We start from the raw sequence: 22,878 nt of genomic DNA on the forward strand, positions 1-22,878 counted from the left end.
GCCACGCCCGCCCGGCACGATTTTCTGGCCGGGAAACATCTTTCGACTCTCCAATGGATCAATTCGCTAAAGAAACCATCCCCATTTCCCTCGAAGAAGAGATGCGCAAGAGTTACCTCGATTACGCCATGAGCGTGATCGTGGGTCGGGCACTGCCGGATGTGCGCGATGGCTTGAAGCCGGTGCACCGCCGCGTGCTGTATGCGATGCACGAGATGAACAACGTCTGGAATCGTCCGTTCGTGAAGTGCGCGCGCGTGGTCGGTGAAGTCATGGGTAAATACCACCCGCACGGCGACGCCTCCATCTACGACACTCTGGTGCGCATGGCCCAGGACTTCTCGCTGCGCTACACCTTGGTCGATGGCCAGGGCAACTTCGGTTCCATCGACGGCGACGGCGCTGCGGCGATGCGTTACACCGAGTGCCGCCTGGACAAGATCTCCAACGAATTGCTGGCCGATATCGAGAAGGAAACCGTCGATTTCGTGCCCAACTACGACGGCAAGGAAAAGGAACCCTCGGTCCTGCCGACGCGTATCCCCAACCTGCTGGTCAACGGCTCCTCCGGCATCGCCGTGGGCATGGCCACCAACATCCCGCCGCACAACATCACCGAAGTGATCAACGGCGCGCTGCACCTGCTGGCCAATGAACACTGCACCATCGATGAACTGATCGAACTGGTGCCGGCACCGGACTTCCCGACCGGCGGCATCATCTATGGCGTCTCGGGCGTGCGCGATGGTTACCGCACCGGCCGTGGCCGCGTGGTCATGCGCGCCAAGACCCACTTCGAAGAGTATGGCCGCGAAGGCCGCATCGCCATCATCGTCGATGAGCTGCCCTACCAGGTCAACAAGAAGGCGCTGCTGGAACGCATCGCCGAGCTGGTGCGCGACAAGAAGCTCGAAGGCATCTCCGACCTGCGCGACGAATCCGACAAGTCGGGCATGCGCGTGGTGATCGAACTCAAGCGCGGCGAAGTGCCTGAAGTGGTGCTCAACAACCTCTACAAGCAGACCCAGCTGCAAGACACCTTCGGCATGAACATGGTGGCGCTGGTCGATGGCCAGCCGCGCCTCTTGAACCTGAAGCAACTGCTGGAATGCTTCCTGTCGCACCGTCGCGAAGTGGTCACCCGCCGCACCGTGTTCGAACTGCGCAAGGCGCGCGAACGCGGTCACGTGCTCGAAGGCCTGGCCGTTGCATTGGCCAACATCGATGACTTCATCGCCATCATCCGCGCCGCACCGACTCCGCCGATCGCCAAGGCAGAACTGATGACGCGCGCCTGGGATTCGTCCATGGTGCGCGAGATGCTGGCCCGCACCGGCGAAGGCAATCCGGGCGGCATCGAAGCCTTCCGTCCGGAGAGCCTGCCGGCCCATTACGGCATCCAGTCCGACGGCCTCTACAAGCTCTCCGACGAACAGGCGCAGGAAATCCTGCAGATGCGTCTGCAACGCCTGACCGGTCTGGAGCAGGACAAGATCGTCAATGAATACAAGGACGTGATGGCGCAGATCGCCGACCTGCTGGATATCCTCTCCAAGCCGGCCCGCGTCACTGCCATCATCACCGACGAACTCAACGCCGCCCGCAACGACTACGGCATCGGTGCCAAGGACGAGCGCCGCTCCACCATCGAGCACAACGCCACCGACCTGGCCACCGAAGACCTGATCACCCCGCAGGACATGGTGGTGACGCTGTCGCACACAGGCTACATGAAGTCGCAGCCGGTCTCCGAGTATCGCGCGCAGAAACGCGGCGGCCGCGGCAAGCAGGCCATGGCGACCAAGGATGACGACTGGATCGACCAGCTCTTCATCGCCAATACGCACGACTACATCCTGTGCTTCTCCAACCGTGGTCGCCTGTACTGGCTGAAGGTCTGGGAAGTGCCGCAGGGTTCGCGCAATTCGCGCGGCAAGCCCATCGTCAACATGTTCCCGCTGCAGGATGGCGAGAAGATCACGGTGATCCTGCCGGTGTCGGGTGCCAATCGCAGCTTCCCGGATGACCGTTATGTCTTCATGGCGACCAGCCTGGGCACGGTCAAGAAGACCCCGCTGTCGGACTTCTCCAACCCGCGCAAGGCCGGCATCATCGCCGTGGACCTGGACGAAGGCGACTTCCTGATTGGTGCTGCTCTCACCGATGGCGCGCATGACGTGATGCTGTTCTCCGACGGCGGCAAGGCCGTGCGTTTCGATGAAAACGATGTGCGCCCGATGGGCCGTACCGCCCGTGGCGTGCGCGGCATGAATCTGGAAGAAGCCCAGCAAGTCATCGCCTTGCTGGTGGCCGAGAACGAACAACAGTCCGTGCTCACCGCCACCGAAAACGGCTTCGGCAAGCGTACCCCGATCACCGAGTACACCCGTCACGGCCGTGGCACCAAGGGCATGATCGCCATCCAGACCAGCGAGCGCAACGGCAAGGTCGTGGCCGCCACGCTGGTCGATTCCAGCGATGAGATCATGCTGATCACTACCGGTGGCGTGCTGATCCGCACCCGTGTCTCGGAGATCCGCGAGATGGGCCGCGCGACCCAGGGCGTGACCCTGATCGCGGTGGAAGACGGCACCAAGCTGTCCGGCCTGCAGCGCGTGGTCGAGTCTGATGTGGAAGACGTGATCGAAGGCGAAGGCGCAGAGGCGGCCGGCGGCGAAGCACCAGCCGCAGGCGAGTAAAGCAAGTCCAGGGCGGCGGGCCGCATGCCTGCCGTCTTTTTTGATGGCGAACGCAGACATGGTTTATAACTTTTCCGCCGGTCCGGCGGTATTGCCCAAGGAAGTGCTGCAACAGGCAGCCGACGAGATGCTGGACTGGCATGGCAGTGGCATGTCGGTCATGGAGATGAGCCACCGCGGCAAGGAATACATGTCCATCATCGAAGCCGCGCTGGCTGATGTGCGCGCGCTGATGAACATTCCTTCCAACTACAAAGTGCTGTTCCTGCAGGGCGGGGCCATCGCCGAGAACGCCATCATCCCGATGAACCTGGCGGCGCTGCGTTCGCCGGCAGGCAAGCATGAAGCCGGTGTGGCCGACTACATCAACACCGGTTCCTGGTCGACCAAGTCGATCAAGGAAGCGGGGCGCTACTGCAGCGTGAACGTGGCCGCCTCCTCGGCTGATCACAAGTTTTCCAGCATCCCGGCACGTGCCGACTGGAAGCTCTCGCGCAATGCCGCCTATGTGCACATCTGCAGCAACGAGACCATCGACGGCGTCGAATACCAATACACGCCGGAAGTCGCGGCTGACACCGATGGCGCACCGCTGGTGGCCGACATGTCCTCGCACATCCTCTCGCGTGAGGTGGATGTCTCGAAATATGGCGTCATCTATGGCGGCGCCCAGAAGAATATCGGCCCGGCCGGCGTGACCATCGTCATCGTGCGCGAAGACCTGCTGGGTCACGCGCTGCCGTTCTGTCCCTCGGCCTTCGACTGGAAGATCGTGGCCGACAACGATTCCATGTACAACACCCCGCCGACCTACGCGATCTACATCGCCGGCCTGGTGTTCCAGTGGATCAAGCGCCAGGGTGGCGTGGCCGCGCTGGAAGCGCGCAACATCGCCAAGGCCGAGCTGCTCTACGGCTACCTGGATAGCACCGATTTCTACAGCAACCGGATCGCAGCGGACTGCCGTTCCCGCATGAACGTGCCGTTCTTCCTGCGCGACGAGGCGCTCAATGACACTTTCCTGGCCGGCGCCAAAGAGCGCGGGCTGCTGCAGCTGAAAGGCCACAAGTCGGTCGGCGGCATGCGTGCATCGATTTACAACGCGATGCCGATCGAGGGCGTACAGGCTCTCGTCGATTATCTGAAAGACTTCGAACAGCAACACGGCTGAGGCCGCATCTGGCCGGGCGTATCATCGCCCGCGCAGTGCTGGCCGTGGCCGTGCGCCAAGCCAACGCCATGCCCGGTGCGCCGCCGGCCGCTCGTAGCGCCCGTGCGCCGTGCAGAACCTGAAAGAGCAAGATGAGTGACGACAAGTTGCTGCCCCTGCGCCAGAAGATCGATGCCATCGATGCGCAGATCCTCGACCTGCTGAACCAGCGCGCCCGTGTCGCGCAGGAAGTGGGCCACGTCAAGGCCGAGACCAATGCCCCGGTGTTTCGTCCCGAGCGCGAAGCGCAGGTCCTGCGCCGCGCCGCCGACCGCAATCCCGGGCCCTTGCTGGGCACCGATATCCAGACCATTTTCCGTGAAGTGATGTCGGCCTGCCGTGCGCTGGAAAAGCGTGTGGTGGTGGCCTATCTCGGCCCCGAAGGCACCTTCAGCGAACAGGCCGTGTACCAGCAGTTCGGCCATGCCATCGAGGGCTTGCCCTGCGTGTCCATCGATGAAGTGTTCCGCGATGCCGAAGCCGGTACCGCCGATTTCGGCGTGGTGCCCATCGAGAATTCCTCCGAAGGCGTGATCAACCGCACACTCGATCTGTTGCTGCAGACCACGCTGACCATCAGCGGCGAAGTGGCGATCCCTGTGCATCACAGCCTGATGACCGCTAGCGGCAAGATGGAAGGCATCACCCGCATCTGCGCGCATTCGCAGGCCCTCGCCCAGTGCAATGCGTGGCTCAATCAGAACTATCCTGCCATCGAACGCCAGGCGGTGGCCTCCAACGCCGAGGCCGCGCGCATGGCAGGTGAAGACAAGAGCGTGGCGGCCATTGCCGGTGAAATCGCGGGCCAGAAGTACAACCTGCAGACGGTCAACGCCCACATCCAGGACGATCCGCACAACCGCACTCGCTTTGCGGTGATCGGCCGCCTGCGCACGGCACCGTCGGGGCGCGACCAGACTTCTATCGTGCTGTCGGTGCCCAACAAGGCCGGAGCGGTCTACAACCTGCTGGCACCGCTGGCGCGGCATGGCGTGTCGATGACGCGCTTCGAGTCGCGTCCGGCCCGCATGGGCGCGTGGGAATATTATTTCTACGTCGACCTCGAAGGCCACGAGCAGGATGAGAAGGTCGCCAAGGCGCTCGAAGAGCTGCGCCAGAACGCCGCCTTCTTCAAGCTGCTGGGCTCGTATCCGCTGGGCCTGTGAGCGCCTGCCGTCCCGCCATTCTTCAAGGCTGAGTTCAACGTGTTCAAGAAAGTCGTCATCTTCGGTGTGGGTCTGATCGGCGGCTCGTTCGCCCTGGCGCTGCGCCGTGCCGGCCAGGCTGTGCACATCGTCGGCGTGGGCCGCTCGCTGGCCAGCCTGGAGCGTGCGCGCGAGCTGGGCATCATCGATGCCATTGCCACCGATGCGGCCGCCGCCGTTACCGGTGCCGATCTGATCCTGGTGGCCGCGCCAGTGGCGCAGACCGAAGCCATCCTCGCTTCCATCAAGCCGCATCTGGAGGCCCGGGCCATCGTCACCGATGCCGGCAGTACCAAGAGCGATGTGGTGGCCGCCGCCCGCAAGGCGATGGGGGAGCGCATTGCGCAGTTCGTCCCGGCGCATCCGATTGCGGGCCGTGAAAAACATGGTCCGGAAGCCGCGCTGGCCGAATTGTATGAAGGCAAGAAAGTGGTCATCACCGCCTTGCCCGAGAACAGCGAGTCCGATGTCGAAACCGTGGCCGCCGCCTGGCGCGCCTGTGGTGCGATCATCCATCGCCTATCCCCGCAGGAACATGATGCGGTGTTCGCTTCGGTGAGCCATTTGCCGCACGTGCTGGCCTTTGCGCTGGTGGATGACATCGCCGCCAAGCCGCATGCCGGGACCCTGTTTCAGTATGCCGCCAGCGGTTTCCGCGATTTCACCCGCATTGCTGCCTCCTCGCCCGAGATGTGGCGCGACATCACGCTGGCCAACCGTGATGCCTTGCTCACCGAGGTCGATGCCTATCTGGTGCAATTGCAGGGCATACGCGCGATGATTGCCGACAGCGACGGCGCGGGCCTCGAAAAGATCTATGCCAGCGCCCAGCATGCCCGCCAGCAATGGGCGGCCGCCATCGAGGCGGCCGAACGCAAGGCCAACTGAACATTCTTTCCCGGTCACATCGTCAAGGCCGCCTGGGCGGCCCGATTCCATCACCGCATCATCCACAGAAAAGCAAGCAAGATGAAACAGCCTTCCTACCCCCGCCATATCGACCTGAACCCGGTCCCGCACGTGCAAGGCACGGTCAAGCTGCCGGGCTCCAAGAGCATCTCCAACCGCATCCTGCTGCTGGCGGCGCTCTCGGGCGGCACCACCCGTATCTTCGACCTGCTGGCCTCCGACGATACGCTGGTCATGCTGATGGCTCTGCAGACTCTGGGCGTGAAGTGGGAGCAGATCGAAGGTACCCAGGATTACATCGTCCATGGCGTCAACGGCGTGCTGCCGGTGCACCAGGCTGATCTCTTCATGGGCAATGCCGGCACCGCCATCCGTCCGCTGACCGCGGCCCTGGCCGTGCTGGGTGGCGACTACACGCTGCATGGCGTGCCGCGCATGCACGAGCGGCCGATTGGCGACCTGGTGGATGCCTTGAATGCCGTGGGCATGCGCATCGAGTACACCGGCAATCCCGGCTACCCGCCGCTGCATATCCGCCGTGGCCAGCTGACATCGGCGCGCATGAAGGTGCGCGGCAACGTCTCCAGCCAGTTCCTGACGGCCTTGCTGATGGCCGCGCCCCTGATGGCGCGTGAGGAGGCCATGCAGATCGAGGTGGTCGGTGAACTCATCTCCAAGCCTTACATCGAGATCACCCTGAACCTGATGCGCCGCTTCGGCGTCGAGGTCGAGCGTGACGGCTGGCAACAGTTCACTGTCAAGCCGGGCCAGCATTACCGCAGCCCCGGCAGCATCCACGTCGAGGGCGATGCGTCGTCGGCCTCCTACTTCCTGGCGGCCGGTGCCATCACCGGCGGCCCGATCCGGGTCGAGGGCGTGGGCCGCGACAGCATCCAGGGCGACGTGCGCTTCGTCGAAGCGCTGGAGCAGATGGGCGCGACCATCACCATGGGCGAGAACTGGATCGAGGCCTCCTCCAATGGCCCGCTCAAGGCCATCGATGCCGACTTCAACCACATTCCGGATGCAGCGATGACCATCGCCGTGGCGGCGCTCTACGCCGACGGCCCCAGCACCCTGCGCAACATCGCCAGCTGGCGCGTCAAGGAAACCGACCGTCTTTCGGCCATGGCGACCGAGTTGCGCAAGCTGGGTGCGCAGGTGGAAGAGGGCGCGGATTACCTCACGGTAACTCCCCCGGCCGAGATCGGTACGGCTGCCATCGACACCTATGACGACCATCGCATGGCCATGTGCTTCTCGCTGGCGGCATTGGATGGTGCATTGCGGCGTGGCAACCGCATCCGCATCAACGACCCCAAGTGCGTGGCCAAGACCTTCCCCGATTACTTCGAGGTCTTCAAAAAGATTGCCGAACAAACCTTGATCTGATAAACCCTTTATTTGACGGAATTACACTAAATTATTCACAGATAAAGGGATCAGGCCATGGAAAAAGCAAAGATACCGGTCATCACCATCGATGGTCCGACCGCCTCCGGCAAGGGCACCGTGGCCCAGAAGGTGGCCCGGGAACTGGGCTTCCATTACCTGGATTCGGGCGCGCTGTACCGCTTGACGGCGCTGTCCGTGCTGCGCCGCGGCGTAGCCCTGGATGACGAACACGCCCTGGCCAAGGCGGCCGAGCACCTGCACTGTCATTTCGATGGCGGCCACATCTTCCTGGCCAACGAAGACGTATCCCAGGCCATCCGCGCCGAAGAGGTCGGCAATACCGCCTCCAAGATCGCCGCCCTGATCACCGTGCGCCAGGCCTTGTATGGCCTGCAGTTGTCATTCAGGAAACCTCCCGGCCTGGTGGCCGACGGCCGCGACATGGGCACCGTCATCTTCCCCGGTGCCCGTCTGAAGGTGTTTTTGACCGCCAGTGTGGAAGCACGCGCTACAAGACGCTATAAGCAATTGATTGACAAGGGTTTTTCTGCTAATATCGAAGACCTCTCCAGAGATTTGAAGGAACGCGACGAACGCGACATGAATCGCTCGTCGGCGCCCTTGAAGGCTGCGGAGGGTGCATATCACCTGGATACATCCGACATGACCGCTGACGAAGCGGTGCAGCAGGTACTCAGCTGGTACGCTGCCCTGGGGCACTGAAATCCGTTGCAATCCGATTGAAACGGCCCGTTCAGCACCCATCATGGGCAAGTCCTTGTTGTACCCGTAGTGCCATTGGTGCCCGGCAGATGCAAAGTCTGACGGGTGTTGATAAACCTAACCCAGTACCCATGTCGTCGGCGGCAACGAAGACGGCAGTGCAAGTCAGCCTGATTGCATCACACGGATACCGGCCAATCTTTCTTACTTTCTTTTATGTCTACCACTACCGTTATCGCTGCAGGTGTTGATACCTCCAGCGAATTTGCTGCTCTGTTCGAAGAATCGCTGTCGCGTCAGGACATGCGTTCGGGTGAAGTCATCTCGGCAGAAGTCGTGCGCCTGGATCACAACTTCGTGATCGTCAACGCCGGCCTGAAGTCCGAAGCATTCATCCCTGTTGAAGAATTCAAGAACGACAACGGCGAAGTCGAAGTCAACGTCGGCGACTTCATCTCCGTTGCGATCGAATCCCTGGAAAACGGTTTCGGCGACACCATCCTGTCGCGCGACAAGGCCAAGCGTCTGGCATCGTGGCTCTCGCTGGAAAAGGCGATGGAGTCCGGCGAGATCGTCACCGGTACCGTCAATGGCAAGGTCAAGGGCGGCCTGACCGTTCTGACCAACGGCATCCGTGCCTTCCTGCCGGGTTCGCTGGTCGACACCCGTCCGGTCAAGGACACCACCCCGTTCGAAGGCAAGACCCTGGAATTCAAGGTCATCAAGCTGGACCGCAAGCGCAACAACGTCGTTCTGTCGCGCCGTGCCGTGATCGAAGCCTCGATGGGCGAAGAGCGCGCCAAGCTGATGGAAACCCTGAAGGAAGGCACCGTCGTCACCGGTATCGTCAAGAACATCACCGACTACGGTGCGTTCGTTGACCTGGGTGGCATCGACGGCCTGCTGCACATCACCGACCTGGCATGGCGTCGTGTGCGTCACCCGTCGGAAGTGCTGTCGGTTGGCCAAGAAATCACCGCCAAGGTCCTCAAGTACGATCAAGAGAAGAACCGTGTCTCCCTGGGCGTCAAGCAGCTGGGCGACGATCCGTGGACCGGTCTGTCGCGTCGCTACCCGCAAGGCACCCGCCTGTTCGGCAAGGTCACCAACCTGACCGACTACGGTGCATTCGTGGAAGTCGAACAAGGCATCGAAGGCCTGGTGCACGTCTCCGAAATGGACTGGACCAACAAGAACGTGGCCCCGAACAAGGTTGTCCAGCTGGGCGACGAAGTCGAAGTCATGGTTCTGGAAATCGACGAAGAGCGTCGTCGTATCTCCCTGGGCATGAAGCAGTGCAAGCCGAACCCGTGGGACGACTTCGCCATGAGCCACAAGAAGGGCGACAAGGTCAAGGGTTCGATCAAGTCGATCACCGACTTCGGCGTGTTCATCGGCCTGCCGGGCAACATCGACGGCCTGGTGCACCTGTCCGACCTGTCCTGGACCGAAGCTGGCGAAGAAGCCGTGCGCAAGTTCAAGAAGGGCGACGAGCTGGAAGCCGTTGTGCTGGCCATCGACGTGGAACGCGAGCGCGTCTCCCTGGGCGTGAAGCAGCTGGAAGGCGACCCGTTCAACAACTTCGCCGCCCTGAACGACAAGGGTGCGATCGTGACCGGTACCGTCAAGTCGGTTGAGCCCAAGGGCGCCGTGATCCAGCTGACCGACGAAGTCGAAGGCTACCTGCGCGCTTCCGAAATCTCCCGCGACCGCGTGGAAGATGCCGGTACCCACCTGAAGGTTGGCGACGCCGTCGAAGCCCTGGTCATCAACATCGACCGCAAGGCTCGCAGCATCCAGCTGTCGATCAAGGCCAAGGACAACGCTGAGACCCAGGAAGCCATGCAGAAGATGTCGGCTGACTCCAACGCTGCTTCGGGCACCACCAGCCTGGGCGCGCTGCTGAAGGCCAAGCTCGACAACAAGAACTGATCTTCCGGTCACGATGACAAAGTCGGAGCTGATCGCCCGTCTGGCTGAGCGTTATCCGCAACTTGTTGCCAAGGATGCGGATTACGCGGTCAAAACCATCCTCGATGCCATGGTCGACGCGCTCGCGACCGGCCAGCGCATCGAGATCCGTGGCTTTGGCAGCTTCGCGCTCAACCGCCGTCCGCCGCGTATCGGCCGCAATCCCAAGTCCGGCGACAAGGTGATGGTCCCTGAAAAACGGGTCCCCCACTTCAAGCCGGGCAAGGAATTGCGCGAACGCGTCGATGCGATGGTCGGCCAGCCAATCCGCGAGGATTGACCCGGCTGGGCCTGTGACCAGGCAGTTCTTGCGGTGCGCAGATGAAGTTTTCTGCGCCCGCGAGCAGTAACAATGGTTGAAAGCTGCACACTCGCGCACCGCTAGGTGAACGGGTGTAAAGGCTGATCAACAAAATGAACGGCATCTTTGGATGCCGTTTTTTTTCACGTACAATCCCGATTTACCCTGGATTGACCGGGAATGCGCGCGAAATCGGCGCGATTTTTCCGGCCAGCGCAATAATGCTGCGGACCGGCACCGTCCTCGCGCATCGCCTTTATCGTCATGGGTGTTGCGCATCGCTTGCCGGCGAGCTTGGCCTTCGGGCCTCCGGGCTAACCACGACCCGCCAGAAAGGATTACGCCATGAAAATACTGTCCCGATTGATCGCGGCCATCCTGTTCGTGTTCTTCTTTTTCTTCGCCCTGCGCAATACCCAGGAAGTGACCATGCATTTCTTCCTCGGTTATGAACGCACCGACCCGCTGGTACTGGTACTGCTGGCCTTCTTCGTGATCGGCGCGATCCTGGGCGTGCTGGCCATGGTGCCGCTGGTGATGCGCCACCGCCGCGAAGCCTCGCGTTACAGGAAAGCCCTGTCGCAAGTCCAGAAGCAGCAGGAAGAGATCGCCCAGGTGCAGGCCCAGCCGCCGCAGCCTGACAGCGTGATCACCGCGCAGCACATCCTCTAATTGCCCCTCACTGTTTATGGAATTTGAATTTTGGTGGTTGCTCGGCATCCCGGTCTTCTTCGGCCTGGGGTGGATTGCCGCGCGGGTGGATATCAACCAGTTGCTGTCCGAGTCGCGCACCCTGCCGCGCGGCTACTTCAAGGGGCTCAACTTCCTCCTGAACGAGCAGCCCGACAAGGCCATCGACGCCTTCATCGAGATCGTCAAGCTGGACCCCGAGACGGTGGAACTGCACTTCGCCCTGGGCAACCTGTTCCGCCGCCGCGGCGAGACCGAGCGCGCCATCCGCGTGCACCAGAACCTGCTGGCGCGTCCCGACCTGCCAGCCGAGCACCAGGGCCATGCGCTCTATGAACTGGGTCAGGATTACCTGAAGGCGGGCCTCTTGGACCGCGCTGAAGAAACCTTCAACAAGCTCATCGACACCCCCTACAGCGCCCAGGCCGGCCGCGCCCTGCTGGAGATCTACCAGCGCGAGAAGGAATGGGAGCGCGCCATCTCCGCCGCCGAAATCCTGCAAGCCACGGGTGCCGGTGGTCGCCAGCGCGAGATTGCCCAGTTCTACTGCGAACTGGCCGCCGATGAACTGGTGCGTTCCAACACCGATGCTGCCATGGCCCTGCTGGACAAGGCCCTGGCCGCCGACCGCAAGAGCGTACGCGCCACCATGCTGATCGGCGATGCGCTGCGCGCGCGCGGCGACATCGAAGGCGCGCTGGAAACCTGGCGTCGGGTCGAGCACCAGAGCGTGCCGCACACCGCCCTGGTGGCGCAGCGCCTGATGGATGGCTACATCGCCGTCGGTCGCCCGCAGGAGGGCATCAACCTGCTGCGCGCCTACCTGGCGGAAGCCCCGTCGATCGATCTGCTGGAAGTGGTCTTCAAGGCCGTGCTGGACGCCGACGGCATCGATGCCGCCAACGTGCTGGTGAGCGACGAACTGCGCCGTACGCCGACGCTGCTGGGCCTGGACAAGTTCCTGGAAGCGCGCATGATGAGCGCGCCGCAGACCGTGCGTCCCGAGCTGGCCGTGGTCAAGACCCTGGTGCACGGCTATACGCAGAAGCTGGCGCGCTACCAGTGCAGCCATTGCGGCTTCAAGGCGCGCCAGTTCTACTGGCAATGCCCGGGCTGCAGCCAGTGGGAAACTTACCCGCCGCGCCGCACTGAAGAATTGAATGTCATGAATTGAGGCCTTCGCGGGCCGTACTTGAACTCTGGATCTACCATGAAAATCACCATCATCGGCACCGGCTACGTAGGCCTGGTGACCGGGGCCTGCCTGGCCGAACTGGGTAACGACGTGTTCTGCCTGGACGTTGACCAGCGCAAGGTCGACATCCTCAACAATGGCGGCATTCCCATCCACGAACCCGGCCTGGAAGAAGTGGTGGCCCGCAACCGCGCTGCCGGTCGTCTGCACTTCTCTACCGATGTGGCAGCCAGCGTGGCCCATGGTGACATCCAGTTCATCGCCGTCGGCACGCCGCCGGATGAAGATGGTTCGGCCGACCTGCAATACGTGCTGGCGGCGGCCCGCAACATCGGCCGCCATATGGAAGGTTTCAAGGTCGTGGTCGACAAGTCCACCGTGCCGGTCGGAACTGCCGACCGCGTCACGGCAGCAATCAGGGAGGAGCTGGCCGGGCGTGGCAAGACTGAACTGAGCTTCTCGGTCGTCTCCAATCCGGAATTCCTGAAGGAAGGCGCGGCCGTCGAAGACTTCATGCGTCCTGACCGCATCGTCATCGGCCATGACCAGACTGCCGAAGGCCTGCGCGCGCAGGCCCTCATGAAGAAGCTCTACGCACCCTTCAACCGCAATCACGAACGCACCTACTGGATGGACGTCCGCTCGGCCGAGTTCACCAAGTATGCGGCCAATGCCATGCTGGCCACGCGCATTTCCTTCATGAACGAACTGGCCAATCTGGCCGATCGCGTCGGTGCCGACATCGAATCCGTGCGCCACGGCATCGGCTCCGATCCGCGCATCGGCCACAGCTTCCTGTACGCCGGCTGCGGCTATGGCGGCTCCTGCTTCCCCAAGGATGTGCAGGCGCTGGAACGCACCGCGCGTGACTATGACCAGTCGCTGCTGATCCTGCGGGCCGTGGAGCAGGTCAACGACCTGCAGAAACACGTGCTGGGCAAGAAGGTCGTGACGCGCTTCGGCGAAGACCTCTCCGGCAAGCATTTCGCCATCTGGGGCCTGGCCTTCAAGCCCAATACCGACGACATGCGCGAGGCCTCTTCGCGCGTGCTGATCGGAGAATTGGTGCGCCGTGGCGCCAGCGTGGCGGTCTATGATCCGGTCGCCATGAAGGAAGCTGCACGCGTGCTTGAACTGGACTTCGCCGACGAGTCCGACCGTCTGCAGCAGATCCGCTTTGCGGCTTCGCCGATGGATACCCTGCAGGGTGCGGATGCACTGGCCATCGTTACCGAATGGAAGGCTTTCCGCAGCCCCGATTTCGAACGCGTCAAGGCAGCGCTGAACCATCCGGTGATCTTTGACGGCCGCAACCTGTTCGATCCGCAGCTGATGGCTGACAGCGGCATCGAGTACTACGGCATCGGCCGTTCCTTGCAAGCCCGCACGCAGTAAGCTGCTGCGTCCCCTTAACATGAATACGGACAAGATCGTGAACAAGAACATCGCGGCAGCCTGGAATTCGGCACGCATCCTCATCGTTGGCGACGTCATGCTGGACCGCTACTGGTTCGGCGAAGTCAATCGCATCTCGCCGGAAGCTCCGGTGCCGGTGGTGCGCGTGGAGCGCAAGGAAGAGCGCCTGGGCGGTGCCGCCAACGTGGCCCGCAATACCGCCAGCCTGGGTGCGCAGACGGCGCTGCTGGGAGTGACCGGCGACGATGAACCGGCGCGCGTGATGGAGAGCATGCTGGGCGAGATGGGCATTCGCAGCCATCTCAACCGCGATCCTGGCATTTCCACCATCGTCAAGCTGCGCGTGATCGGCCGCCAGCAGCAGCTGGTGCGCATCGATTTTGAAGAAGCGCCTACCGATACGGTGTTGCGCGACAAGCTCACGCAATTCAATTCACTGGTGGCCGGTTACGATGTGATCATCTTTTCCGATTACGCCAAGGGCGGCCTGGTCAACGTTGCCGAGATGATCGCGACGGCCAGCAAGCTCGGCAAGCGTATCCTGGTCGATCCCAAGGGCGACGATTTCGCGCGCTATGCCGGGGCCTCCGTGCTCACGCCCAACAAGTCGGAACTGGTGCGCATCGTCGGCCAGTGGAAGAACGAGGAAGACCTCACCGCCCGCGCCCAGAAGCTGCGCGCCGAGCTCAACCTGGAAGCCCTGCTGCTGACCCGCTCGGAAGAGGGCATGAGCCTGTATCGCGACGGCGAGGTCACGCACTTCCCGACCATGGCGCGTGAAGTCTTTGACGTCTCCGGTGCCGGCGATACCGTCATCGGTACGCTGGCCGTGATGCTGGGTGCAGGGGCCTCGCTGGTCGATGCGGTGACCATGGCCAACCGGGCCGGCGGCATCGTGGTCGGCAAGCTGGGCACCGCCACCGTCACGCGCGAGGAGTTGCTGGCGGTCTGATTTGACGACTGTTTCTAGCGGAATTTCGGTCAACAGGCGGGTTCGGTTTTCGTTGAGCAAGGGCAGTCCATCTTCCGATGGACTGCCTTTTGTTTTTTCCTCCAACCGAACGTTGAAAGTCGAAAGGACACATCATGTTGAAGAAAACCCTGCTGTTCATCCTCAGCTTCTTCGCCGCCACCGCCCTGGCCTGGGCCGAGGTGGACGTCAACAAGGCCGACCAGGCCGCCCTGGATGGGGTGCGCGGCATCGGCCCCTCGATGTCCAAACGCATCCTGGAAGAGCGCCAGAAGGGCGGTGCCTTCAAGGACTGGGCCGATCTGGAGAAGCGCGTCAAGGGCATCAAGGACAAGGCCGCCGTGAAGTTGTCCGCCAATGGCCTGACCGTCAACGGCCAGGCCAAGGCGGGAGCCGCTGCACCGGCCGCCAAGGAAGGCAAAGCCTCACGCGCTGAGAACAAGGGCAAGGAGGGCTCGGCCAAGTCCGCCAAGAGCGACGACAAGCCGGCAGAGAAGGGCGCTGACAAGAGCGCTGACAAGGCCCAGGACAAGGCCGGCGGCAAGTGATGCAAAGGCAGGCCAGGGAACTGGGGAGCCTGTCGTTTCCGGCGGTGCAAGCGTCAACGAAAGTCGGTTCTCACGATTCATATTGGTATATGCAATTGTGAACAACTATTTCTTGTTTCTGCAAAAATTTGGGGTTAAAGTCGTCCGAAGCCTGTCGTTAACGTCGGCAACCACGTCCATTCTGATTCTGCGCTGATGACCATGAGAATCGCCGAGCTACCCGCCAATGAAGCCGCCCGTATCGACGCCCTGCATTCGCTGCGCATCCTCGATACGCCCCGCGAAGAGCGATTCGACCGGCTGACGCGCCTGGCGCGGCGACTGTTCGACGTGCCGATGGCGGTGGTGACCATGATCGACGTCAACCGGCAGTGGTTCAAATCCTGCGTGGGCATGGGCGACGCCTCGGAAACCTCTCGCGACATTTCTTTCTGCGCTCATGCCATCCTGCATGAAGGCATGACTATCGTGCCCGATGCCCGGCTGGATGAGCGTTTTGCCGAAAATCCACAGGTCACCGGCGAACCCTTCATCCGTTTCTACGCGGGCTGCCCCATCAAGAGTGAAAGCGGCTTCACTCTGGGTACCTTGTGCCTGGTCGATCTCAAGCCGCGCGACTTCGATGCGGATGAACAGGCCCTGCTCAAGGATCTGGCCGCCATGGTGGAACAGGAGCTGGCCGCGGTGAAACTGGCCACCATCGACGACCTGACCGGTGTCTCCAACCGGCGCGGCTTCGAGGCGCTGGCGCGGCATGCCATGGCCACCAGCAAGCGCACCGGGCGCCCGGCCTGCATGCTGGGATTCGACCTCAATCAGTTCAAGCAGATCAACGATCGCTTCGGCCATGCCGCCGGCGACCTGGCGCTGGCCGATTTTGCCGGCCTGCTGCTGACGACCTTGCGCGAGTCCGATGTCGTCGGTCGCCTGGGCGGGGATGAATTCGCTGTGTTCCTGACCAATACCGCCGAGACCGATGTGCCGGTGGTCCTGTCGCATCTGCAGAAGGCCGTACAGGCCTTCAACCAGAACGGTGGGCGCGAGTACCAGCTGGATTACTGCGTCGGTGTGGCCCAGTACAATGCGGCCAGCCATGCCGATCTGTCAGACCTGATGGGCAGCGCTGACCACGCCATGTATCAGCGCAAGAAGGCGCGCAGCGCCCCGGCTTGAAGGGCAGGCAGGGCGGTGGATGCAGGCAAAGGCGTTGGCGGCGGCGAAATAGCTTAAAATGCCCCCCTGAGCCAAAAAGCCCACAGCAGCCACTCCATGTCCTATCAAGTTCTCGCCCGTAAATACCGTCCCCGCAGCTTCGACACCCTGGTCGGCCAGGAACACGTCGTGCGCGCGCTGACGCACGCGCTCGAACAGCAGCGGCTGCACCACGCCTATCTCTTCACCGGGACCCGCGGCGTGGGCAAGACCACGCTCTCGCGCATCCTGGCCAAGTCGCTCAACTGCGTCGGCCCTGATGGCACCGGCGGCATCACCGCTGCACCCTGCGGCGTGTGCGAAGCCTGTGTGGCCATCGATGCCGGCCGCTTCGTCGACTACATCGAAATGGATGCCGCCTCCAACCGTGGCGTGGACGAGATGGCGCAGCTGCTGGAGCAGGCCATCTATGCACCGTCGAATGCACGCTTCAAGGTTTACATGATCGACGAAGTGCACATGCTCACCAACCACGCCTTCAACGCCATGTTGAAGACGCTGGAAGAGCCGCCGGAGCACATCAAGTTCATCCTGGCCACCACCGATCCGCAAAAGATTCCCGTGACCGTGCTGTCGCGCTGCCTGCAGTTCAACCTCAAGCAGATGCCGCCCGGCCACATCATCGGCCACCTCGACAACATCCTGAACCAGGAGGGCATCGAATTCGATCCGCCCGCGCTGCGCCTGCTGGCGCAAGGGGCTTCGGGTTCCATGCGCGATGCGCTGTCGCTGACCGACCAGGCCATCGCCTATGCCGCCGGCAAGGTCACCCTGGAAGCGGTGCAGGGCATGCTGGGTGCGCTGGACCAGTCCTACCTGATCCGCGTCCTCGATGCGCTGGCGGTGCAGGATGGTGCCGCCTTGCTGGGTGTGGCCGATGACATGGCCACCCGCAGCCTGTCGTACAACGCCGCCCTGCAGGACCTGGGCACGCTGCTGCACCAGATTGCACTGGCGCAGGCAGTGCCGGCGGCGCTGGCCGATGACCTGCCCAATCGCGAAGATATCCTGCGCCTGTCCGCTCAGTTCAGTCCGGAACATGTGCAGTTGTTCTACCAGATCGCCGTCCACGGCCGCAATGAACTGGGCCTGGCCCCTGATGAATATGCAGGTTTCAGCATGACGCTCCTGCGCATGCTGGCCTTCCGCCCGGTCAGTGCCAGCGCGAGCGGTCCGGTACCGGCAGCGCCCGCGCCGGGTGGTGCTCGTCCGGCCACGCCGCGCCAGGCTGCCCCGCTGCTGGCGCCGCAGGCGGCCGTGACCAGTGCGCCGGTCAGCCGCGCGCAACCGGCCGCTGTACCCGCTGCTGCGCCGGCCGCACCGGCCTCAGCGCCTGCCGCAAGCCCGACGGCCGCAGCGGCGCCCGCACCAGCAGCACCGATGCCTGCGGCACCTGCAGCACCCGCAGCCCCGACATCCGCCCGTGAAGCTGCACTGATGGCCTTGCGTGGTGGCAAGGGCGGCAAGGGCGCTGCCCGACCCGCCGCGGCTACGCCAGCCCCGGCACCCTCAGCGGTCCCGGCAGCAGCTGCGCCGATGGCCAGCGCTCCAGCTGCCGCAGCGGCACCGGCTCCCAAGGCTGTCCGTGCCGCCTCCGCCATGCCGCCGGACATGCCGGAACCGCCGCCGTTCGATTCCATCCCGCCCTGGGAAGATGACACCGGTGCGTCCGCCATGCCGCCGTCCGCCCCCATGCCGGAGTTCGCGGAGCAACGCATGCAGGCTGCTCCCGCCGCTGCCCCAGCGCCAGCCGCACCGGCCTCCGCAGAACCCCCCGCGCCCCAGCGCCCGGCCGCCACGCCCGCACAGCAGCAGGAAACCGCGCGCATCGCCGCCGAACTGGGCTGGGATGGCCACTGGCCGACGCTGGCTGCCAGCCTCACCACGCTGCGCGGCGTGGCGCACCAGATGGCATTTCAGAGTGAAATGGTACGCTGTGAAGCGCTCAATGGAGGCAATGTGTGCTTCCATCTGCGTATCCCGCTGGAAACCTTGCGCTCCTCGGGCAGTATCGAAAAACTGATCGCCGCCCTGTCCGAGCGTTTCGGCAAGGAAATCCGCGTCGAGACCGAGATCGGTGCCGTCTCCGATACCGCCAACGCGGTGGCCGAGGCCGAACGGGCCGAGCGCCAGCGCAAGGCCGAACAGAAGATGAAGAGCGATCCCTTCGTGATGAGCATGATGCGCGAGTTCGGTGCCACCATCGTGCCGGGGTCGATCCAGGCGTTGTGAGACGTGCACGGCGCTGCTGGCGAGATTGCCGGCCGCCGAGCCAAACGCGATAGAATTCCGTGAATTGAAACAAGGAGCAATGAGCATGATGAAAGGTCAACTGGCAGGTCTGATGAAGCAAGCACAGGCCATGCAGGACAACATGAAGAAGGCCCAGGAACAGCTGGCCAGCATCGAAGTCGAGGGCCAGTCCGGTGCCGGCCTGGTGAAGGTGGTGATGACCTGTAAAAACGACGTCAAGCGCGTCTCCATCGACCCGTCGCTGCTGGCGGACGACAAGGACATGCTGGAAGACCTGGTCGCCGCTGCCTTCAACGACGCCGTCCGCAAGGCCGAAGCCACCGCCCAGGAAAAGATGTCCGGCGTGACCGCCGGCATGCCGCTGCCCCCGGGCTTCAAGATGCCGTTCTGATGCTGTGCCGGCCCGGTGGCTGCGACCGCCGGGCGCAGGCAGCATCGCGCAGGACAGTCTGATTCTGATGGAATGCAGGATTGCTTAGTGGAGGCACCATGTTCATCGTCTCGATCACGTACACCAAGCCGGCAAGCGAAATCGATTCCTTGCTGACCGCGCACAAGAAATTCCTCAACCAGCAATATGCCGAAGGCGTATTCCTGATGTCCGGCCGCAAGGTGCCGCGTACCGGCGGCATCATCATTGCCGACTGTGCCGACCGTGCCGAGATCGAAGCCATCATGGAATCCGATCCCTTCTTCATCGGCGGCGTGGCCGAATACGAGATCATCGAATTCGTCCCCTCCATGACGGCCGAGGCACTCGAAGCCTTCCGCTATTCCGTAGACCGCAATTGAAAACGCCCTCCAGTCTCACCCTCCTGACCGAATCGCTGCGCCGGCTGCCCGGCATCGGCCCCAAGACCGCGCAGCGCATGGCTTTCCACCTGCTGCAGCACGACCGCGACGCCGCCGCCGGCCTGAGCCAGTCGCTCACCAAGGCGCTGGAGACCATCCGTCACTGCGCCCTGTGCAATACCTTCACCGAGCAGGTGGTCTGCGAGACCTGCCAGGACAGCCAGCGCGACCACACCCAGCTGTGCGTAGTGGAGTCGCCCTCGGACCAGGTCATGATCGAGCAGACCCTGACCTTCAAAGGCCTCTATTTCGTGCTCATGGGCCGGCTCTCGCCGCTGGACGGTATCGGCCCGCGCGACATCCATCTCGAAAAACTCATCACCCGTGCCACCGATGGCGTAGTCAGCGAAGTGGTGCTGGCCACCAACTTCACCAACGAAGGCGAAGCCACCGCCCACTACATCAGCGAAACGCTCAAGGCCCGCGGCCTGAAGGTGAGCCGCCTGGCGCGCGGCGTACCGGTCGGGGGCGAACTGGAATACGTGGACGCCGGCACCATCGCCCGCGCCATGCTGGATCGCCGTTCGACCTGAACCCGAGGCGACCGCAAGATCCGCACGAATCGCGGACGAGATCGTTTTCAGATGAAAAACTTGCAGGCATGACGTCGCCCATGCAGGTCAAAATGCGCGACATCGCGCGCATGCTGCAATAGAATGTGGGCTTGCCGGCGTGCACGTACGACGTCAGGCCAGGAGCCGCAAGGGGGTGACCCACCCACATACCGCGCACTGCTCTTCGCCCGCTGCGCAGCATCACCCGAATCCATCGCATTCCAGGACACTGGCCAATACCCCACAAGAGCCCGGTCCGCAGCATCGACCAAGAGGAGAACACCGGAGCGCCCGCGCAGGCCGCGCCTGCCAGGCATCCGGTGCAAGCACGATGAGCACAGCCACATCCAAGCCCGGCCCGCTGGCCGGCATCAAGGTTCTTGAACTGGGCACGCTGATTGCGGGTCCTTTCTGTTCGCGCATGCTGGCCGAGTTCGGGGCCGAGGTCATCAAGATCGAAGCGCCCGGTGATGGCGACCCCCTGCGTCACTGGCGCGTGCTCAAGGACGGCACCTCGCTGTGGTGGTCGGTCCAGGCGCGCAACAAGAAGAGCATCACCCTGAACATGAAGGATGAGCGCGCCCAGGAGATCGCCCGCCAGCTCGCGCTGGACGCCGATGTCATCATCGAGAACTACCGCCCCGGCGTGCTCGAGAAGTGGAAGCTCGGCTATGAGGACCTGAAGCAACTCAATCCCGCCACCATCATGGTGCGGCTGTCCGGCTACGGCCAAACCGGCCCGCTGCGCGACCTGCCGGGCTTCGGTGCCATCGGCGAATCGATGGGCGGCATCCGCTACGTCTCCGGCCATCCGGACCGCCCGCCGGTACGCATTGGCATTTCCATCGGTGACTCCATCGCCGCATTGCACGGTGTGATCGGGGCCATGATGGCGCTGCGCCATCGCGATGTCAGCGGTGGCCGCTGGAACGGCAAGTCCGGTGCGGACTGCGTGGCAGGGCAGGGCCAGATGGTCGATGTGGCCTTGTACGAAGCGGTCTTCAACATGATGGAATCGATGGTGCCCGAATTCGATTTCGCCGGCGTGGTGCGGGAGCGCACCGGCGGCGCGTTGCCTGGCATCGTCCCCTCCAACACCTACACCACCGGCGAAGGCATGAACATCGTCATCGCTGGCAATGGCGATGCCATCTTCAAACGTCTCATGAGTGCCATCGGCCGCGACGACATGGCCAATGATCCGGGCCTGGCACGCAACGATGGCCGCGTGCCGCGCACCGAAGAAATCGATGCCGCGATCCAGCAGTGGTGCAGCACGCAGACCATCGATTCGGCCCTGGCCACGTTGCAGGCAGCTGACGTCCCGGTCGGCAAGATCTACTCCGTCAAGGACATGATGAACGATGCCCAATTCCTGGCGCGCGACATGTTCGAGCAGCACCAGTTCGCCGATGGCACGCCGGTCAAGCTGCCGGGCATCACGCCCAAGATGTCGGAAACGCCCGGCCAGACCCGATGGCTGGGCCCGGAGCTGGGTGCCCACAGCGATGAAATCCTGCAATCGCTGGGGTATGATGAGGCCCACATCAAGAAGCTGCGGGACGCAGGCGTGGTCTGAAGCAGCATGACAAAGGCAGGCACCGGCACGGGGTCGCCTGCAACAAGCTGGACAACAAGCAGCACCCCCCATCCACACACGGAGGAGACACAATGAAATTGAGCTGGAAGCAATTGCTGATCGCCGCTGGCCTGTTCCTGGCCGGCTATTTTTCATTCAACGGCAGCGCAGGCGCGCAGGCGCTGGAAAAACCCAAGGTCTCCATCGCCGTGGGTGGCAAGAACCTGTTCTACTACCTGCCGCTGACCATTGCCGAGCAGCTCGGCTATTTCAAGGATGAAGGCCTGCAGGTCGAGATCTCCGACTTCGCCGGCGGTGCCAAGGCGCTGCAGGCCATGGTGGGCGGCAGCGCCGACGTGGTCTCGGGCGCTTTTGAACACACCATCAACATGCAGGCCAAGAACCAACCCATCGTCGCCTTCGTGCTGCAGGGCCGGGCCCCGCAGATCGTGCTGGCGGTCAACAACAAGACCATGCCCAACTACAAGACGGTGGCCGACCTCAAGGGCAAGAAGATCGGCGTGACCGCACCGGGCTCCTCGACCAGCATCATGGCCAGCTACGTGCTGGCCAAGGCGGGCCTGAAGCCTACCGACGTTTCCTTCATCGGCGTGGGGGCGGCAGCCGGTGCCATCTCGGCGATCCGCTCGGGCCAGATCGACGCGATCGCCAACCTCGATCCGGTCATCTCCATGCTGGAGCAGAACAACGAGATCAAGGTCGTCGCCGACACCCGAACCCTGAAGGACACCAATGATGTCTTCGGTGGCCCGATGCCGGCGGCAACCCTGTATGCACCGGCGGCCTTCGTGCAGAAGTATCCCAACACCACGCAAGCCCTGACCAATGCCATGGTGCGCGCGCTGAAGTGGATCCAGAAGGCCGGTCCCTCCGACATCATCAAGGCCGTCCCGGAAAGCTATCTGCTGGGCGACCGTTCGCTCTACATCGATGCCTTCATGAAGGTGCGCCAGGCCATTTCGCCGGACGGCTACTTCCCGCCGGGCGGTCCGGATACGGCGCTGCGCACGCTGAAGGCCTTCGAGCCCTCGCTGGCGGACAAGCAGATCGATCTGTCCAAGACCTTCACCAATTCCTTCGTACAGAAGGCCAACGCCAAGTACAAGTAAGCACAGGCAAGGCGCTCCCGTCCCGTGCGAACGCACCGCAAATGCCCGGCAACGGGCATTTGCGCA

20 protein-coding genes are annotated in these 22,878 nt (G+C 63.0%); all 20 read left to right on the forward strand.

Translation table 11 applies throughout. The annotated features are described in order from the left end of the window. Positions 1-53: 53 nt before the first annotated feature. A complete protein-coding gene (gene gyrA / locus ACWHXP_RS01025) occupies positions 54-2,699 on the forward strand; it encodes a DNA gyrase subunit A (RefSeq protein WP_489634678.1) in 2,646 nt (881 codons plus the stop codon). A gap of 58 nt (positions 2,700-2,757) precedes the next feature. Further along, the gene (gene serC / locus ACWHXP_RS01030) at positions 2,758-3,870 is read left to right on the forward strand and encodes a 3-phosphoserine/phosphohydroxythreonine transaminase (RefSeq protein ID WP_489623680.1); all 1,113 of its coding nucleotides are present in this window, start codon (positions 2,758-2,760) and stop codon (positions 3,868-3,870) included. Between the two features lie 131 nt (positions 3,871-4,001). Then, positions 4,002-5,075, forward strand: a complete 1,074-nt coding sequence (pheA, locus tag ACWHXP_RS01035; RefSeq protein WP_259433076.1) for a prephenate dehydratase — start codon at positions 4,002-4,004, stop codon at positions 5,073-5,075. A gap of 39 nt (positions 5,076-5,114) precedes the next feature. Beyond that, positions 5,115-6,002, forward strand: coding sequence for a prephenate dehydrogenase (locus tag ACWHXP_RS01040; RefSeq protein ID WP_489623679.1), 888 nt, complete (start codon positions 5,115-5,117; stop codon positions 6,000-6,002). A gap of 81 nt (positions 6,003-6,083) precedes the next feature. After that, complete coding sequence (aroA, locus tag ACWHXP_RS01045; protein WP_402709873.1) at positions 6,084-7,415, forward strand: 3-phosphoshikimate 1-carboxyvinyltransferase; 1,332 nt, start codon at positions 6,084-6,086, stop codon at positions 7,413-7,415. Between the two features lie 57 nt (positions 7,416-7,472). Continuing rightward, positions 7,473-8,141, forward strand: a complete 669-nt coding sequence (cmk, locus tag ACWHXP_RS01050) for a (d)CMP kinase (RefSeq protein WP_088756372.1) — start codon at positions 7,473-7,475, stop codon at positions 8,139-8,141. A gap of 216 nt (positions 8,142-8,357) precedes the next feature. After that, the gene (gene rpsA / locus ACWHXP_RS01055) at positions 8,358-10,073 is read left to right on the forward strand and encodes a 30S ribosomal protein S1 (protein WP_008331552.1); all 1,716 of its coding nucleotides are present in this window, start codon (positions 8,358-8,360) and stop codon (positions 10,071-10,073) included. A 13-nt stretch (positions 10,074-10,086) separates the two neighbouring features. Then, on the forward strand, positions 10,087-10,392 hold the full coding sequence (locus ACWHXP_RS01060; RefSeq protein WP_006462119.1) for an integration host factor subunit beta: 306 nt from the start codon (positions 10,087-10,089) through the stop codon (positions 10,390-10,392). A 366-nt stretch (positions 10,393-10,758) separates the two neighbouring features. After that, positions 10,759-11,085 carry a LapA family protein gene (locus ACWHXP_RS01065; protein ID WP_034332766.1) on the forward strand — a complete coding sequence of 109 codons (327 nt, stop codon included), beginning with the start codon at positions 10,759-10,761 and terminating at the stop codon, positions 11,083-11,085. Between the two features lie 16 nt (positions 11,086-11,101). After that, positions 11,102-12,277 (forward strand): lipopolysaccharide assembly protein LapB, encoded by a 1,176-nt coding sequence (lapB, locus tag ACWHXP_RS01070; protein WP_489623678.1) that lies wholly within the window; start codon positions 11,102-11,104, stop codon positions 12,275-12,277. Between the two features lie 36 nt (positions 12,278-12,313). Next, positions 12,314-13,693, forward strand: coding sequence for a UDP-glucose dehydrogenase family protein (locus tag ACWHXP_RS01075; protein WP_489634677.1), 1,380 nt, complete (start codon positions 12,314-12,316; stop codon positions 13,691-13,693). Positions 13,694-13,712: 19 nt separating this feature from the next. Then, complete coding sequence (gene rfaE1, locus ACWHXP_RS01080; protein WP_489623676.1) at positions 13,713-14,666, forward strand: D-glycero-beta-D-manno-heptose-7-phosphate kinase; 954 nt, start codon at positions 13,713-13,715, stop codon at positions 14,664-14,666. A 134-nt stretch (positions 14,667-14,800) separates the two neighbouring features. Then, positions 14,801-15,232, forward strand: a complete 432-nt coding sequence (locus ACWHXP_RS01085) for a ComEA family DNA-binding protein (protein ID WP_489623675.1) — start codon at positions 14,801-14,803, stop codon at positions 15,230-15,232. A gap of 201 nt (positions 15,233-15,433) precedes the next feature. Further along, positions 15,434-16,405: a GGDEF domain-containing protein gene (locus tag ACWHXP_RS01090; RefSeq protein ID WP_489635886.1), complete on the forward strand. Its 972-nt coding sequence runs from the start codon at positions 15,434-15,436 to the stop codon at positions 16,403-16,405. Between the two features lie 96 nt (positions 16,406-16,501). Next, positions 16,502-18,676: a DNA polymerase III subunit gamma/tau gene (locus ACWHXP_RS01095; protein WP_489634676.1), complete on the forward strand. Its 2,175-nt coding sequence runs from the start codon at positions 16,502-16,504 to the stop codon at positions 18,674-18,676. Between the two features lie 85 nt (positions 18,677-18,761). After that, complete coding sequence (locus ACWHXP_RS01100) at positions 18,762-19,088, forward strand: YbaB/EbfC family nucleoid-associated protein (RefSeq protein ID WP_008331542.1); 327 nt, start codon at positions 18,762-18,764, stop codon at positions 19,086-19,088. A gap of 98 nt (positions 19,089-19,186) precedes the next feature. Further along, the gene (locus ACWHXP_RS01105) at positions 19,187-19,489 is read left to right on the forward strand and encodes a YciI family protein (protein ID WP_034332759.1); all 303 of its coding nucleotides are present in this window, start codon (positions 19,187-19,189) and stop codon (positions 19,487-19,489) included. Beyond that, positions 19,486-20,082: a recombination mediator RecR gene (gene recR / locus ACWHXP_RS01110; protein WP_034332758.1), complete on the forward strand. Its 597-nt coding sequence runs from the start codon at positions 19,486-19,488 to the stop codon at positions 20,080-20,082. The genes ACWHXP_RS01105 and recR overlap by 4 nt, the downstream gene beginning before the upstream one ends. 352 nt (positions 20,083-20,434) lie before the next feature. Beyond that, a complete protein-coding gene (locus tag ACWHXP_RS01115; RefSeq protein ID WP_209534215.1) occupies positions 20,435-21,682 on the forward strand; it encodes a CaiB/BaiF CoA transferase family protein in 1,248 nt (415 codons plus the stop codon). 92 nt (positions 21,683-21,774) lie between these two features. Then, positions 21,775-22,812, forward strand: coding sequence for an ABC transporter substrate-binding protein (locus tag ACWHXP_RS01120; protein WP_034332751.1), 1,038 nt, complete (start codon positions 21,775-21,777; stop codon positions 22,810-22,812). The last annotated feature ends 66 nt before the right edge of the window (positions 22,813-22,878 follow it).

Source organism: Herbaspirillum sp. Her2 (genome assembly GCF_057961375.1).